This is a genomic window from Kitasatospora sp. NPDC097605 (assembly GCF_040302725.1).
Classification (GTDB): domain Bacteria; phylum Actinomycetota; class Actinomycetes; order Streptomycetales; family Streptomycetaceae; genus Kitasatospora.
The window spans coordinates 325,519-340,700 of record NZ_JBEOSF010000003.1; the positions used below are offsets into that span (position 1 = coordinate 325,519).

11 protein-coding genes are annotated in these 15,182 nt (G+C 71.1%); 4 read left to right on the top strand and 7 right to left on the bottom strand.

Features of this window, described 5'->3' with window-relative positions; all coding sequences use genetic code 11:
- Positions 1 to 17: 17 nt before the first annotated feature.
- Positions 18 to 1,679, bottom strand: coding sequence for a long-chain fatty acid--CoA ligase (locus ABTX81_RS05225; protein ID WP_350541601.1), 1,662 nt, complete (start codon positions 1,677 to 1,679; stop codon positions 18 to 20).
- Between the two features lie 230 nt (positions 1,680 to 1,909).
- On the opposite strand from ABTX81_RS05225, the gene ABTX81_RS05230 reads away from it, so the two are divergent.
- The gene (locus ABTX81_RS05230) at positions 1,910 to 2,107 is read left to right on the top strand and encodes a hypothetical protein (RefSeq protein WP_350541602.1); all 198 of its coding nucleotides are present in this window, start codon (positions 1,910 to 1,912) and stop codon (positions 2,105 to 2,107) included.
- Between the two features lie 51 nt (positions 2,108 to 2,158).
- Here ABTX81_RS05230 and ABTX81_RS05235 read toward each other — a convergent pair whose 3' ends face one another.
- The gene (locus ABTX81_RS05235) at positions 2,159 to 3,037 is read right to left on the bottom strand and encodes a DUF1906 domain-containing protein (RefSeq protein WP_350541603.1); all 879 of its coding nucleotides are present in this window, start codon (positions 3,035 to 3,037) and stop codon (positions 2,159 to 2,161) included.
- Positions 3,038 to 3,189: 152 nt separating this feature from the next.
- Between ABTX81_RS05235 and ABTX81_RS05240 the strand changes: the two genes are divergently transcribed.
- Positions 3,190 to 4,245: an EamA family transporter gene (locus tag ABTX81_RS05240; protein WP_350541604.1), complete on the top strand. Its 1,056-nt coding sequence runs from the start codon at positions 3,190 to 3,192 to the stop codon at positions 4,243 to 4,245.
- Between the two features lie 146 nt (positions 4,246 to 4,391).
- On the opposite strand, the gene ABTX81_RS05245 is transcribed toward ABTX81_RS05240, so the two are convergent.
- From ABTX81_RS05245 to ABTX81_RS05265, 5 genes are all read right to left on the bottom strand, one after another.
- The gene (locus ABTX81_RS05245) at positions 4,392 to 5,153 is read right to left on the bottom strand and encodes a pyridoxine/pyridoxamine 5'-phosphate oxidase (protein ID WP_350541606.1); all 762 of its coding nucleotides are present in this window, start codon (positions 5,151 to 5,153) and stop codon (positions 4,392 to 4,394) included.
- A 931-nt stretch (positions 5,154 to 6,084) separates the two neighbouring features.
- Positions 6,085 to 7,449: an FAD-binding oxidoreductase gene (locus ABTX81_RS05250; protein ID WP_350541607.1), complete on the bottom strand. Its 1,365-nt coding sequence runs from the start codon at positions 7,447 to 7,449 to the stop codon at positions 6,085 to 6,087.
- Positions 7,442 to 8,902 carry an MFS transporter gene (locus ABTX81_RS05255; protein WP_350541608.1) on the bottom strand — a complete coding sequence of 487 codons (1,461 nt, stop codon included), beginning with the start codon at positions 8,900 to 8,902 and terminating at the stop codon, positions 7,442 to 7,444. The genes ABTX81_RS05250 and ABTX81_RS05255 overlap by 8 nt, the downstream gene beginning before the upstream one ends.
- Positions 8,903 to 8,964: 62 nt before the next feature.
- Positions 8,965 to 9,795, bottom strand: a complete 831-nt coding sequence (locus ABTX81_RS05260; protein ID WP_350541609.1) for a MerR family transcriptional regulator — start codon at positions 9,793 to 9,795, stop codon at positions 8,965 to 8,967.
- Positions 9,796 to 9,878: 83 nt separating this feature from the next.
- Complete coding sequence (locus ABTX81_RS05265; protein WP_350541610.1) at positions 9,879 to 10,988, bottom strand: peptidoglycan-binding protein; 1,110 nt, start codon at positions 10,986 to 10,988, stop codon at positions 9,879 to 9,881.
- A 706-nt stretch (positions 10,989 to 11,694) separates the two neighbouring features.
- On the opposite strand from ABTX81_RS05265, the gene ABTX81_RS05270 reads away from it, so the two are divergent.
- Complete coding sequence (locus tag ABTX81_RS05270) at positions 11,695 to 12,816, top strand: AAA family ATPase (RefSeq protein WP_350541611.1); 1,122 nt, start codon at positions 11,695 to 11,697, stop codon at positions 12,814 to 12,816.
- Positions 12,817 to 13,143: 327 nt separating this feature from the next.
- Positions 13,144 to 15,069 carry a S8 family peptidase gene (locus ABTX81_RS05275; protein ID WP_350541612.1) on the top strand — a complete coding sequence of 642 codons (1,926 nt, stop codon included), beginning with the start codon at positions 13,144 to 13,146 and terminating at the stop codon, positions 15,067 to 15,069.
- The last annotated feature ends 113 nt before the right edge of the window (positions 15,070 to 15,182 follow it).

The window sequence follows — 15,182 nt, forward strand, 5'->3', positions numbered from 1 at the left end:
GGCCCGCTCTTCGGCGCCTACTCCTTGCCGAGCCGGGTGACGTCCAGCTTCCGGGCCGCGTAGTCGGCGCGGATCACCTTCTTGTCGAACTTGCCGACCGAGGTCTTCGGCACCGCCTCGACGATCGCCCAGCGCTCCGGAAGCTGCCAGGAGGCGATCCGCTCGGCCAGGAACGCCCGCAGCTCCGGCAGCCCGGCGGTGGCACCCGGCCGCAGCACGACGGTGGCCAGCGGCCGCTCGCCCCACTTCTCGTCCGGCACGGCCACCACGGCGGCCTCGGCGACCTCCGGGTGGGCCATCAGGTGGTTCTCCAGGTCCACCGAGGAGATCCACTCGCCGCCGGACTTGATCACGTCCTTGGCCCGGTCGGTGAGGGTCAGGTAGCCGTCCGCGGTGATGGTGCCGACATCGCCGGTGCGCAGCCAGCCGTCCTCGGAGAACTTGTCGTCCGGGCGGTGCGGGTCCTGGCCCGCGCCCCCGTAGTACGCCCCCGCGATCCACGGGCCGCGCACCTCCAGCTCGCCCGCCGACACCCCGTCGTGCGGCATCCGCTCGCCGCCCGGGCCGATCAGCCGGGCCTCGACGGAGGCCGGGAAGATGCCCTGGGTGACCCGGTAGGGCCACTCCTCCTCCGGGGTCAGGCCGCCCGGCGGCTGGGCGAAGGAGCCGAGCGGCGAGGTCTCGGTCATGCCCCAGGCGTGGATGACGCGGATGCCGTGGCGCTCCTCGTAGCCCCGCATCAGCGACGGCGGGCAGGCCGAGCCGCCGATCACCACCATCCGCAGGCTGGAGGTGTCGTAGTCGCCGGCGTCCAGCTCGTCCAGCAGGCCGCTCCAGATCGTCGGCACGGCCGCGCTGACGGTCGGCCGTACGGCGGCGATCATCTCGGCCATCGGCTTGGGCTGCAGGAAGCGGTCCGGCATCAGCAGGCCGGCGCCGGACATGAAGGCGGCGTGCGGGATGCCCCAGGCGTTGACGTGGAACATCGGCACCACCGGCAGGGCGGTGTCGCGCGGGGTGAAGGCAAAGTTGTCGCCGGTGTTGACCTGGAGGCAGTGCAGGTAGACCGAGCGGTGGCTGTAGAGCACGCCCTTCGGGTCGCCGGTGGTGCCGGAGGTGTAGCAGAGCACGGCGGCCTGGCGCTCGTCGATGTCGGACTGCCAGGGGTAGGCGGTCGGCCGGTCCGCGATCAGCTCCTCGTAGTCGTGCACGCCGCCCGCGAAGCCGGCCAGCACCGACCGGTCACCGGGGCCGCTGACCACGATGTGCTTGAGGGTCGGGGCCAGCTCGGGGAGGACCGCCGCCAGCAGCGGGAGGACGGTGCCGTTGACGATGATCACGCGGTCGGCGGCGTGGTTGACGATGAACGACAGCTGGCTCGCCGGGAGCCGCAGGTTGAGGGTGTGCAGCACCCCGCCCATCGCCGGCACCGCGAGGTAGGCCTCCAGGTGCTCGGCGTTGTTCCACATCAGGGTGGCGACGCGGTCGTCCGCCGTCACACCGAGCTCGTCCCGCAGCGCCCACGCCAGCTGGGCGGCCCGCGCCCCGACCTCAGCGTACGTCCGGACCACCGGGCCGGTGCCGTCCCAGGTGGTGACCGTCGACCTGCCGTGGATCGTGGACCCGTGCTCCAGAATCCGGGCGACGGTGAGCGGTACGTCCTGCATCGTGCTGAACACGGGTCCTCCTCGACCTGGGCGGCACTGCGGCGGCTCCTGCCCCGGCCCGGCCGAACGTCGGCTACTGGGCGGTAATACGGCAGTAGGGCCCGATTCTGCCGCGCCGTGTCCCGGATGTCAGCATCCCGGCCGCGTTGTCCCCATCACGACCCGGCCACGGTCCGGCCACGTTCTCCCCGGTCGGCGGGGGCGGCCGGGGCGCCCGCCCCGGCGGCCGGGATACTGGGCGCATGGGCGACGGACACGGCGAACGGCGGGTGGGGCAGGGTCTGACCGGGTTCCGGCTGCCGTGCCCGTGTTGTTCGGGCGGGGTGCGGACGATGGCGCGGATGGGCCTGCGGGCGGGCCGCACCGGCACCGGGTACGTCTCGGAGACCTGCCGCTACTGCCAGGGCCGGGGCTGGCTGGGGCTGGCGCTGCGCGAGTGACCGGGCCCGGCCGTCCCGGTGGACGCCCTTGCCTTCCCGGCGGTGGGCGCGTCAGCCGGCCAGCGGGGCGTCGACCTGGTTGCGGTCGACGGTGAGCGTCGCGCCGCCGTAGGTCTCCTCGACATTGCCTCGGTACTGGTGGACGCGCTGGTGCTCGCTCCAGAGCTCCGCGCCGAGCGGCCCGCCGCCGGCGGTGTCGGCGCGGTCGTCCCAGCGGGCGTACCAGAGGATGTCGGGCAGCGGCGAACTGCCGGCCCGCGCGGCCGCGGCGAGGTCGGCGACGCCGGAGTCGAGGCTGGAGTAGAAGCCGGAGCGGTAGCCGGCCGCGTGCAGCGCCTGGGTCCAGCCGACGGCGAAGTCGACGACGGCCTGGCCGCAGGCGCGGTCGCGCGTCGGGTAGGCCTCGATGTCCAGGAAGACCGGGCTGCCGTGGCCGAGCCCGACCGCCCGCAGGCCGGCGACCGCCTCGGCCGCCTCCTGGCGCCCCTGCCGGGTGGCCCGCGCGGGGTCGATCCGCTTCGGCTTGCGCTTCAGCTCGCTGCACGGCGCCTGGAGGCCGACGTGCACGGGCAGGAAGCGCCACCCCATCGCCCGGGCCTGGCGCACCCAGTCGGCGGTGAGCCCGGGCTGGGCGCAGCCGCGCTGGCCGCCGCTGGTGTAGATGCCGAGCGCCCCGTACGGCGAGGCGTCGCGCCAGGCCCGCAGGGTCTCCAGCGGGGGCGCGGTGCAGGCGTCGAAGGCCGCGCCGGTGTAGAGGTCGCGGGACCGGGCGGCGGGCGGCCCGAGCCGGTCGGGCAGGACGGTGGCCCGGATCCGGGGGACGGCGGCGGCCGCCGGAGCGGCGTCGTCGGCGCTCGCGCCCGGGCCGCCGGCGGCCAGCACGAGGACGAGGGAGGCGGCGGCGAGGGCGACGGGGCGGAGATGGCGCACGCCGCCTTGATACTGACGGAGCGTCGGGCGATGGCCGCAGCCGCGCCGGGTGCGCCGTCGAAGCTCACCCTTTCGGACGCACCCGTCCGCATCCGTCCCGATTCCGGTAACGAGCTTGCTGCCCAGTGGCTCCTTACGGCAAACTCGCCCCCATGCCCACCTCCCATCCCAGCGAAACCTCCGCCCCGACGTCGGCCGCCGCCGTCGCCGAGGCGCTTGCCATGCCGCCCGCCCCCAAGGGCGAGCCCGCCGGCGAGCGGGGCGGCTGGCGACGAGGCGGGGCGCCCGGCGAGGGGCTGCCACCGGACGCGAGAGCCGGCCGACGGCTCACCGGCCTTCTGCGGCGCCCGGAGAGGATCCCGGCGCCGCTTCTCTGTGTCACGGCGATGTTCCTGGTGCAGACCGGGATCGCGTTCTCCAAGCCGCTCTTCGGGCCGCTCGGGGTGAGCGGCACCACCTTCCTGCGGCTGAGCTTCGCGGCGGTCATCCTGCTGGCCGTCACCCGGCCGCGGCTGCGCGGGCGCCGACCCCGCGACCTGGCCGCCGCCGCCCTGCTCGGCATGGCCTCGGCCGGTATGACGCTGCTGTTCGCCGGGGCGATCGACCGGCTGCCGATGGGCACCGCCGCCACCATCGAGTTCCTCGGCCCGCTCGCGGTGGCCCTGGTCTTCGCCCGCCGGGCCAGCCACCTGCTGTGGGCGCTGCTCGCGGCCGGCGGCGTGGCGCTGCTGACGCTGCTCGGCGAGGGCGGGGAGGGCGGCGGGCTCGACCCGGTCGGCCTGCTGTACGCCTTCGGGGCGGCGGCCTGCTACGCCGCGTACATCCTGTTCACGGACAAGGTCGGGGCGGCGTTCCAGGGCTTCCAGGGGCTGGCGGTGTCGATGACGGTCGGCGCGCTGACGGTGGCGCCGTTCGGGCTCGGCCAGGCCTGGGACGGACTGACCGAGCCCGGCGCCTCACCGCTGATGCTGCTGCTCGCGGTGGCCGGGGTGTCGCTGCTGCTGCCGGTGATCCCGTACGCGCTGGAGATGACGGCGCTGCGGCGGATGCCACAGCGGGTGTTCAGCGTGCTGGTCAGCCTGGAGCCGGCGGTCAGCGCGCTGGTCGGCCTGGTGGTGCTGGGTCAGCTGCTGGGCGCCGCTCAGCTGGCCGGCATCGGCTGTGTGGTGGCGGCGAGTGTCGGGGCCACGTTGACCGGGCGGCGCTGAGGGACGGCACGGCGTCGTGGTGAGGCCGGGGGCGCGCATCGGATCGATGCGCGCCCCCGGTGTTTTACGGCTGTGCGGCGCTGCTCGCTGTGCGGCGCTGCTTGCTGCGCGGCCCTGCGGCGTTGCGGCGTTGCGGCGCTATGGCGCTACGGCCAGAGCAGGGTGCGCGACCACTCCGGGGTGCGGACCGGGCCGGTCCGGGTGTAGCGGAGCCGGACGTGGTGGCGCTCCGCATCGCCCTGCCAGAACTCCACCTCGTGAGCCCAGAGCGTGTAGACGGCGTGCCCGGCGGCGACCGTGTCCGGGGTGGTCTCCAGCCGGCGGCGGGCCACCGCCACGGCCTCCTCGTACTCGGCCGGCGAGGCCAGCGGCTCGCTCTGCCGCCCGACCAGCGCGCCGATCCGGGCGGCCGGGGAGCGGGTGGCGAACTCGGCGCCGGCCACCTGGTCGGCGGCCCGTTCGACGGTGCCGCGCACCCGCACCTGCCGGCCGAGCTGCGGCCAGTAGACGGTGAGCGCGGCGGCCGGGTGGTCGGCGAGCTGGCGGCCCTTGGGGCTGTCGGCGGCGGTCGAGAAGACCCAGCCGGTCCCGGCGGCGTCCACGTCGCGCAGCACCAGGACGCGGGCGTCCGGCATGCCGTCGGCGTCGACGGTGGAGAGGGTGAACACCTGGGGGTCCAGCACGCCGGCGTGCAGGGCGGTGGCGAGCCAGTCCACGAAGAGCGGGCCGGGTTCGGCCGGGGCCGCCTCGGTGTCGAAGGTCGGCAACGGGCGGGCCATCGGCGGGCGACCGAGCATCAGCTCGGGCACGGACCGGGGCGCGGCCGGGGCCGCCTCCCCGCCGGACCCGGGGCCCGGTGCGGGCCTGGTCTCGCCGGGGCCGGTCAGGCCCTCCTCCTCCGCTGCCATCGCGCCCTTCCTTCCGGTTGCCGCGGCCGCAGCCCCACGGCAGGCCGGTCGCCGGAGAGCGGGCCGGGGCGCGGGGTGCGCTGTCGGAGCGCAACCGTACCGCCGTGCGGTGACGCTTCCGGGCGCGGGCCCTGGACTGGACCTCTTCCGGGCCCCGGACGCGCCCGTGGGCGGCACCGACGTGCGGTGCCGCCCACGGGACCGGTGCGCGGTGACCCTTTCCGCTGCCCGGTTACGCGTCTGTGCGATTCGTTCCGATCGCCTGGTTCCGGTCTCCTGGTCTTCCGATCCACTTCACGGATCCGATCACGGATCCGATTCACGGTCCCGTTCCCGTTCGGTCCGCCCCTTCCGTCCGGCCCGGTGTCCGTCGACGGCGCCCCCGCCGTCCACGGCACCGGGTCGGCGCTCAGGGGCGGACCGGTACGAGGACCTGCTTCGAGGCGCCGGCCCCGCTCGCCGTCTGCTGGATGGAGGTGCGGTTGCGCATGAGAGCCAAGAAAGCCTCCAAAACGGTAATCATGCAAGGTGTGCGGAGTTCGCCGACCGGACGAACATCCGCGGGCCGCGGCGTCGGGAGACAGACTTCCGCAACAAATCGACAAAGCACCACCTCCCGGCGCCCTTTTCGCCCTTTTGCGTGACATCCGGCCAGTCGGCGCATAACCGCCACCGGCCGGGAAAGAGCGTCCGCCGAGCCACCCTCACCCCATGGCTCGCAAGGGTCGATCGACTACGATCAGGTGATCTGGCACTGTGCGGGGAGGGCGCGCGGACAAGCCGGTGCACCACCCCGGCGCACGCCGGGACGAACACGCCCTCCGCGGGTCAGGTCGCCTTACCGTGTCGACAATTCAAGCCATTTCGCGACAGTCCGACAATCGGTACGACAATATGCGGCACCGGGCCGTGCGGGCGGGACCGTACGGGATCAGACCGCCTTCCCGGGATTGAGAATGCCCAGCGGGTCGAAGACCGCCTTCAGCTGCCGCTGCAGGTCCATCGCCACCGGCCCGAGCTCCCGCGCCAACCACTCGCGCTTGAGCAGCCCCACCCCGTGCTCACCGGTGATCGTGCCGCCCAGCTCCAGCCCCAGCGCCATGATCTCGTCGAAGGAGCGCTGTGCCCGGGCCGACTGCTCGGCGTCCGCCGCGTCGAAGATGACGATCGGGTGGGTGTTGCCGTCGCCCGCGTGGCTCACCACCCCGATGGTCAGCCCGTGCCGCTCGGCGATCGCGGCGACGCCGTCCAGCATCTCGGCCAGCCGCGAGCGCGGCACCGCCACGTCGTCGATCATCGTGGTGCCCAGCCGGTCCAGCGCGGGCAGCGCCTGGCGGCGCGCCTCCAGCAGCAGCTCGGACTCGGCCTGGTCCTCGGCGGGCACCACCTCGGTCGCCCCGGCCGCCCGGCAAAGTTCCCCGACCGCGGCCAGCTCGGCCACCCGGTCCGGTCCGTCGAAGGCGACCAGCAGCAGCGCCTGGGTGGACTCCGGCAGCCCCATCCGCCCCAGCTCGTTGACCGCGCGCACGCTCACCGCGTCCATCAGCTCCATCAGCGACGGGGTGAAGCCGCGCGCCATCACGTCGCCGACCGCCGCGCCCGCCGCGGCCGTGCTCGGGAACTCCGCCGCCAGCGCCAGCTGCGGCGCGGGGGCCGGCCGCAGCGCCACCACCGCGCGGACCACCACGCCCAGCGTGCCCTCGGAGCCCACCAGCAACCGGGTCAGGTCGTAGCCGGCGACTCCCTTGGCCGTCCGGCGGCCGGTGGACAGCAGCCGGCCGTCGGCCAGCACCACGTCGAGGCCGAGCACGTACTCACCGGTCACCCCGTACTTCACGCAGCAGAGGCCGCCCGCGCCGGTGCCGATGTTGCCGCCGATCGTGCAGGACTCCCAGCTCGACGGGTCGGGCGGGTAGGCGAGGCCCGAGGCGGCGGCGGCCCGGGAGAGCTCGGCGTTGACCACGCCCGGCTCGACCACCGCGATCCGGTTCACCGGGTCGAGCTCCAGGATCCGGTTCATCTTCACCATCGACAGCACGATGCAGCCGTCGACGGCGTTGGCCGCGCCGGACAGACCGGTCCGGGCGCCCTGCGGGACCACCGGCACGCGCAGCGCGGTGGCGGTCCGCATGACGTGCTGCACCTGCTCGACGGTCTCCGGGAAGACCACCACCGCGGGGGTGCCGGCGGGGCAGAAGTCCGCCATGTCGTGCCGGTAGGCGGCCGTCACGTCCGGGTCCACCGCCAGGGCGCCCGGCGGCAGGCCCTCCGCCAGCCGGTCCGTCAGGTCACTCATCGCCGCCTCCGCTCGCGCCGCTGTCCTGGGGCGTGTCCGACCGCGCCGCCGTCCGGCCGCGCCGCGTCCGACCGCGCCCGGCTCTCGCACTCTGCCCGCCGCCCGTCCGCCCGGCAAGTACGGCGCCCCGGCGCAGCACGGGCGAGGCCAGCGCGAGCAGTCCGGCGGCGCCGGTGGCCGCCGCGCAGAGCGCGGTGGGCGTCCGGGGGCCGACCGCGTCGGCGAGCAGGCCGAGCAGGCCGGTCGAAAGCACCAGCGCCGCGCTCTGCACCAGGGTCAGCAGCGCCTGCACCCGGGAGAGGTGGTCCTCCGGCGCGGCCCCGAGCACCAGCGGAGCGATCCGGCAGGCGAACAGCCCGGACCCCGCGCCCGTCACCACCCCGCCGACCACGGCCGTCCCCGGCCCCGGTGCCACGGCCAGCAGCGCGATGCCCGCCGCGGCCACGCAGAGGCCGTACGCCGCGCCGACGCCCGCCGTTCCTCGGTTCTCCCTTGCCCCGTGCTCCCTTCCTCCGTCCTCCCTTCCTCCGCCGTCCCGCCACGCGAGCAGGCTCGCCACCACCAGCACACCGGCCCCCTGGCCGCCCGCCACCAGGCCCGCCGCCCCCGCGCCCCACCCCGCCGTCCGCGCCAGCAGCGGCGCGAGGAGCGACACCACGGGCAGCAAGGCCCCGGCCGCCGCCCCGGTCAGCAGCAGCGCCGACCGCAGCAGCCGGTCCCGCGCCGCCAGCCGGACCCCGGCGGCGGCCTCCGCCGGCAGCCCGGGCCCGCCGCGCCGCCGGGGACGCTGGTGGTGCTGGTGGTGCTGGTGGTGCTGCTCCGGGTGCTGCCGGCCCGGCCGGTGCGGGACCGGCACCCGCAGCAGCACCAGCAGGACGACGGCGAAGCTCGCCGCGTCCACCAGCGCCACCCCGGGCAGCCCGCCCGCCGCGACCAGCGCCCCGCCGAGCGGCGCCCCGAGCAGGACGGCCAGCTGCCCGCCCGCCTGCCGCAGCGCCAGAGCGCGCGGCAGCTGCCCGGTCCCCACGAGCAGGCGCGGCATCGACCCGCTCGCGGGGAGGTAGAACGCGTCCACCACTCCGATCACCACCGCCGCGAGGACCAGCAGCCGGAGCGGGGTGCCCCAGCCGCCGGCCACCGCCGCCAGAGTCAGCGTCGCGGCCAGCATCACCGCGTCCCCGGCGAGCATCACCCGGCGGGCTCCCAGCCGGTCCGCCACCGCGCCGCCGACCAGCACCAGCGCCGTCCGCGACACCGTGATCGCGGTCAGCACCAGCCCGGCGGCGCCCCCGCCGTGCGCGGCCGCGGCCCAGCCGAGGGCGAAGGCGAGAGCGGCATCGCCCAGTGCCCCGAGCTGCGCCCCGGCGAGCCAGAGCAGGTAGGTCGCGGGCAGCGCGGCCCGCCCCGGGCGGCCGGCGGTGCCGTCGGGCGCGAGGGCCCCGGTGGTCGTCATGCCGGCCGACGCTAGGACCCTCGACCCGCTTCAGGGCAAGCGCCGGTCGCCCGCCCGTCCGGCTACGCGCGCACCACGGGCTCCTGCAGTTCCGTCACCCAGTCCGCCACCTCCTCCGGGCACTCCAGGTAGAGCTCACGGGCGTAACCCGTCGAGCGGTAGCCGTTCTCCTCGATGAACCGCGCCAGTGCCTGCACGGCGCCCAGCGAGCCGTCCATCGAGCCTCGGTGTACCAGGGTCGCCGCTTCCTCGACCGCCGGCAGGTCGACCACCGCGAAGCCGTGCTCCCCGGCCGGGTCCACCGAGGTGGAGACCGGCACGGCCACCCGGATCAGCACCGAGCCGTCCCCGTCCCCGGTGTCCTCGTACCGGGCGACCGACGGGCCGGTGTGCGCGATGGCGGCAGCCGTCAGCCGGCCGCAGAGCTCCTCGAACAGCGGGCCGATCACCGGCCCGATGTCCTGCGGCTCGTAGCTCGCCGCGACCCCCGTCAGCTCGGCCACCCGCACCGACGGCACCCGCTTCACCACGACATCGTGCGTGGACATGGTCCCCTCGCTCTCGATCGTCCGGAGCCTCGCCTCGACCCGGGCCAGCCGCTCGGCGTCGGCCGCCATCGCCGCGGCGAGCTCGGCCCGCCGCAGCCGCAGCATCCCGCGCAGCTCGGCCGTGTCCACCTCCTCGTCCAGGACGGCCCGCACCTGTTGCAGCGTGAAGCCGAGGTCCTTGAGGGCGATGACCCGGTTGAGCCGGGCCAGTTGGGCGGCCTCGTAGCAGCGGTAGCCGCTGACCGGGTCGACCCGGGCCGGCCGGAGCAGCCCGATGGCGTCGTAGTGACGCAGCATCCGGACCGACACCCGGCCGTGTTTGGCGAAGTCTCCGATGTTCAACATGGTCCCTCCAGTGCAGACCCTCACACGGTGTCACGGTCAAGCACCGGGTTCGCCGCCCGTTCCCCCGCTCCCGGAGGCGCCGCTCAGTCCGTCACGTCGAACCCCCTCCGCCGGCCCAGCACCTGGAGGCTGCGCTGGCCGGGGATGCCGTTGGCGTCCTCGCCCGAGTAGCCGAGGCTGCGCTGGAACGCGGCGTACGCCTGCACGGTGCGCGTGCCGAGCGAGCCGTCCACCCACCGCTGCTCCAGGAACCCCTCGTCCGCCAGGGCCTGTTCGACGATCCGCACCTCACCGCCGTACGTCTGGTGCCCCTGCTCGGCCCCGGGGTCGGTGCGCGCCGCCGCCACCACATGGGCGAGCGAGACCCGCTGCGGCGAGGGCAGCCGGCCCAGCAGCCGGCGCAGCGACCCCTCGCCCGGCACGCCGTCGGCGTCCGACCCCGAGTACCCGAGACCGTGCTGGAAGTCCTGGTAGTTGAGGGTGTCGGCGTCCCGCCAGTCCTCGTCCGGCCCGGACTGGTAGTGCCGGCCGAAGCCCTGCCGGACGAGCGCCTCGCCCACCTCCCTGACCTGCGGGCCGTGGGCGCCGTAGCCGTACTCCAGCCCGTTGATGGTCACCCGGTACCGGGCGGGCCCGGACCCGCCGCCCGGCGGGGGCAGCGGGGCGCCGCCGGCCACCGCGGCGATGCCGGGCATCACGACCTCGCGGAACTGCCGGGTGCGGGTGTCCCCCGGGCAGGCCGTCCCGCCGTCCGACCACTCGGGGAACATCCGGTGCACCCCGAAGCCGGGGTCGTCCCACTCCCGGCTGATCCGCAACGGGATGCCGTGCCGACGGTGCAGCCACACCCCGAGCGCGACGAGCGCGTTGACCTGGGAGTCCGTCCACGGGTCGGTGCTCTGGTCGTTACTGGCCGACTCCACGCTCACCGCACCCGTGCCGTCGGCCCTGCGGTTGGCCCGCATATTGGCGTCGGCCCGGGTCTCGGTGCCGATGAACTGCCCCACGGAGCCGTCGTACCCGACCCCGAAGTGGGACTCCAGATTGGTGGAGTCCCTCCAGTACTCGTACATCCGCCGCGGCGTCCACGGCGCCGCCACACTGTGGAAGATCACCTGCGTCGGCGTGATCGCCGGCTGCTCGTCCGACTCGGGCTGGAGCTCCATCTTCTCCGCACCGGGGTACCAGGCCATCCGTCTCTCCTTGCCGGGCCCAGGGCAGTTCGCCCCTTACGCCCGGATAGACGGACCCCACACCCCCACGCGATGACACACCCGCCCCAAACCCCCCGTTCAGGTGAATACAGGACCCCACCCACCCCGCCCACCACCCCCGACCCACCCCGGAAAAGCACGAAGGCGGGTGCCGACCTCAGGTCGGCACCCGCCTTGAGCAGGTGGTTCTTCTCCTACCGGCGGAGAGCGTGGGATTCGAACCCACGGTACGGGGTCACCGCACGACAGTTTTCAAGATCATGCACCGCCGAGAGCGCAATCGGATCCTCACCTGCTACGCAGTATCCCGAGCACGACAACCAGAGACGCCCTGTTCCAGGGCTGTGCCACACCTCAACAGCGCCGACCACAGAAGGCCAGCCCAGGGCAGACGCCGCCTGGGTGAGCCTTCCCAGACGCAAGCGGGTTCAGGCAATGAGCGAGCCACCCAGGATCATCATGCGCCTTGCGAACAAACTTTCGAATCTGCTATGTCTGCCACGCGCCCATATCCCGTCCAACGCCTCCATCGTTGGCCGTTCGAAGAAGTGCCCCGTCGCGGCGACTTTCCACCCCCGACAGGGCCACTGTCAGTGCCACCCGTCAGACTGCCCCAGGAGCACTAGCTGGACTAGTGGCGCGCCGATCTCGCAGAACTAGGCCACTGAAGGATAGGGTAACTCTCATGCTAGAGGCGAAAGATCCAGTTCTACTGGACGAGGCAGGACCATATGACCGGGACATAGTCCAGCTTGCACGCGTCGCCATGGCCGGCCGCTCACAAGACGTGCAGACGCTGCTTCAGCGCATGGCCCGGCGCTACCAGAGCTCCAACAGCAGCCTTGCCGAGTCGTTGAGGGCCTTGCTCCGAACAGCACCGAGCCTCGACTCGCCCATGAGGAGCCATGGCAACGCGTTGCCCGTGCCACTTGATGGCGACAGCCGCCTTCCGCTGATCCGAGCCGACCAGGTTGGACCTGCCCACCCTCCCGTGCTGGTCGACGCTGTCCGCGATCAGCTGCACCAGCTGCGCGAGGAGCACACCCATCGCGACCGGCTCGCGCGGTCGGGCCTCATGCCCAGCCGGACTAGCCTCTTCGTTGGCCCCCCTGGAGTCGGCAAGACTCTGGCCGCGAAGTGGCTGGCCGCAGAACTTCGCAGGCCGCTGCTCGTACTTGACCTCTCTTCTGTCATGAGCAGTTATCTCGGACGGACCGGGAGCAATATCCGCAAGGTGCTTGACTACGCTAAGTCGAGCCCATCAGTCTTGCTCTTGGACGAACTGGACACTGTAGCCAAGCGACGAGACGATTCTGCGGAGGTGGGGGAACTCAAAAGGCTTGTCACAGTTCTTCTCCAGGAAATCGATGACTGGCCGTCCACCTCACTTCTTCTCGCAGCCACCAATCACTCCGAGCTTCTGGATCCTGCGGTCTGGCGCAGGTTCGACCAGGTAGTGGATTTCCCGCTCCCAGGCCCTGAGCAGCTCAGGGAGGCCCTCACCCAATATTGCGGCATCGATGGCTCAAAGGAGGTAATTAATTTCCTCGCCAAGGTCCTGAGCGGCTCCTCTTTCGCCGAGGCAGAGCGGCTTGTTCTGAGCGGGCGACGAAGGGCTGCACTAAAGGAAGAGAAGCTTTTCGACGTCCTACTGGACCTAGGCAGAGAACGCCTTCGAGGGATGGATGGGGCCTATCGCATCCAAATCGCTCTCGATCTGATGGAGGAGTGCTCGATCTCCCAGCGTCGAGCTAGCGAAATCACAGGCGTCAGTAGGGATACCATCCGCCGCCGACTGGCGAAATAGTAGTCCGAGGTCCCGCAGGGGGGATTCATGTCAGAGCCAAAAAATTTTCTGCTCGGCCATGGCGAGCGCCTGGTTACGCCCGTCTCGCTGACTCGGCCAGGTAGGCCTCCTACGGCACCCTACACCGCAGAGGAGGCACGCCAGCGCCTACAACCTCAGGTAGCTGCTGCCGCTCGCGCCTTCGCCGCCCTCCCTCCTCAGGCCACTCCTGCAGGAAAATCAGTCGGACTCCTGACACTTCATCCTCAGTTCATCGCCAAAAGCTATCACCCGGCGGATTTTCTAAAGGAAATTGGCCTTACTTACGTAGGCTCCCGGGGCGCTAGGGTGACCCCGCAAAAATGGACGCGGCAGGGCGATCCAGTGGCGATGGATACTACGGAGCTTTTTGTCTCCGGCCCAACGTCGGCTTTCGATTCCTGGCAGCAAAGGCTGCTGCATGAAAATGCGTTTCCCGAAGGATCGCCCCTTCAAAGAATTGAACAGTTCCGAGCCCCAGGAGCATCGGACAAGAAGCGCGGGACCGAAGGGATTCAAACAACCTCCGCGCTGGTGGAAGTCGGTCTCCACTTGCCCGATCGAGACCGCAGCATAATTCTAAGCACGTTCGAGGCATACGCCGCCGCATGTGGCGCTGAGGCGGACATGGCGAGCGGAATTCGCGTTGCCGGCCTTGCATTCATTCCAGTCAGAATTCAGCGCGAAGAAATTGACGAGCTGTCCAAATTCTCATTTCTTCGAGTTGTGCGCCCAATGCCAAGGCTCCGGGCTCTTCACCCAATTGAGCGCAGCACTTCGCACGTGGATCTACTCCCAATTCCCCTGCCTGGCGAGCTGGCAGTCGATCCCAGCGTCCGTGTTGCAGTGTTCGACGGCGGCCTCCCTTCAGACCACCCTTTCGGTAAATGGGCATCTGGATTTCATGGAGACTCAGTGGGAGAGGAAGTCGAGGAGCTTCTGGAACACGGCCACAACGTCACTTCAGCCGTTCTCTTTGGCCCTTTGAGCCCAGGCATTCCCGCTCCGAGGCCGTTCGCCGAAGTCGACCACTATCGCATCCTGGATGCTGACGGCGACGACGACTACGACCTCTACCGCACGCTGAAGAGAATTACCTCGGTGCTCGAAATGAGGCCATACGAATTCGTAAACCTCAGCCTGGGGCCCGATCTTCCGATTGAGGATGATGAAGTTCACCCGTGGACAGCAGTTTTGGACGAATACCTGTCACAGGGTAATACGCTTCTGACCGTGGCTGCCGGAAATAACGGCCAGAGCGACAGGGAATCCGGAAACGCCCGAGTCCAAGTTCCGTCCGACTCCGTAAACTCCCTAGCCGTTGGTTCTGCCGACAGCCGGCGGACCCGCTGGGAACGAGCTTCCTACAGCGCTCTCGGACCAGGGCGATCCCCCGGAATGGTCAAGCCCGACATTCTCAACTTCGGAGGAGAGACATTCGAGCCGTTCTGCTTTGCGCCTCGTAGTGCTGCAGCTTCACCCACCCAGGGCCGCGGAACGAGCTTCGCTGCGCCCGCCGCCCTGCGGATGGCTACTGCGATTCGCGCGCACTTCGGCAGTGAGCTCCGCCCCCTCGCGCTTAAAGCTCTCCTAATTCACTGCGCCGAGCGGGACGACCTGTCCATCGAGGAGGCCGGCTGGGGACGTATCCCAGACCAGATCGACGACTTCGTCCTCTGCCAGCCAAACGCGGTACGCGTTGTGTATCAAGGGTCGATCGAGCCAGGCCAGGCGGTACGGATGCCCATTCCTCTGCCCGAATCTGTTAGTGAGGGCGACGTGCGGATTTCGGCGACCTATTGCATTAACTCCCCTGTGGATGCAAGGACACCAAGCACATATACCGGCAGCGCGATTGAACCGTTCTTTCGCCCTCATGCAGAAAGAATGACATCCGAGAACTCTACCGTTGCAGCCACCCGGGCATTCTTCCAGACTGCAGACTACGCAACGGAAAGCGATCTCCGGAAAGACGCTCACAAGTGGGAGACAATCAAACATAAGACGCTTACCTTCAGGGCGTCCTCGCTCTACCAGCCCGTATTCGACGTCCGGCATGTTTCGCGAGTTGACCAGCTTGCGGGACCCGCAGCCGAGCGGGTCGAGTACGCATTCGTCGTCACTCTCACCGCTCCGAAGCATCCTGAGATCTACAACCAGGTTGTAAGGTCTTTTGCAGGCCGGCTGGAAATTCTTCAGCCGCAGATTGAGATCCCGATCAACATTCGCCCGTAGAGCGCCACCCGAATGGTCGGTGTTCAGGTCGGACCATTCTTGCAGCAGGCGGGCGAGCCTGAGGCCTGGGTCGGGCAGCTTCGGCTGCCCGACCCAGGCCTTTCTGCGTTCTC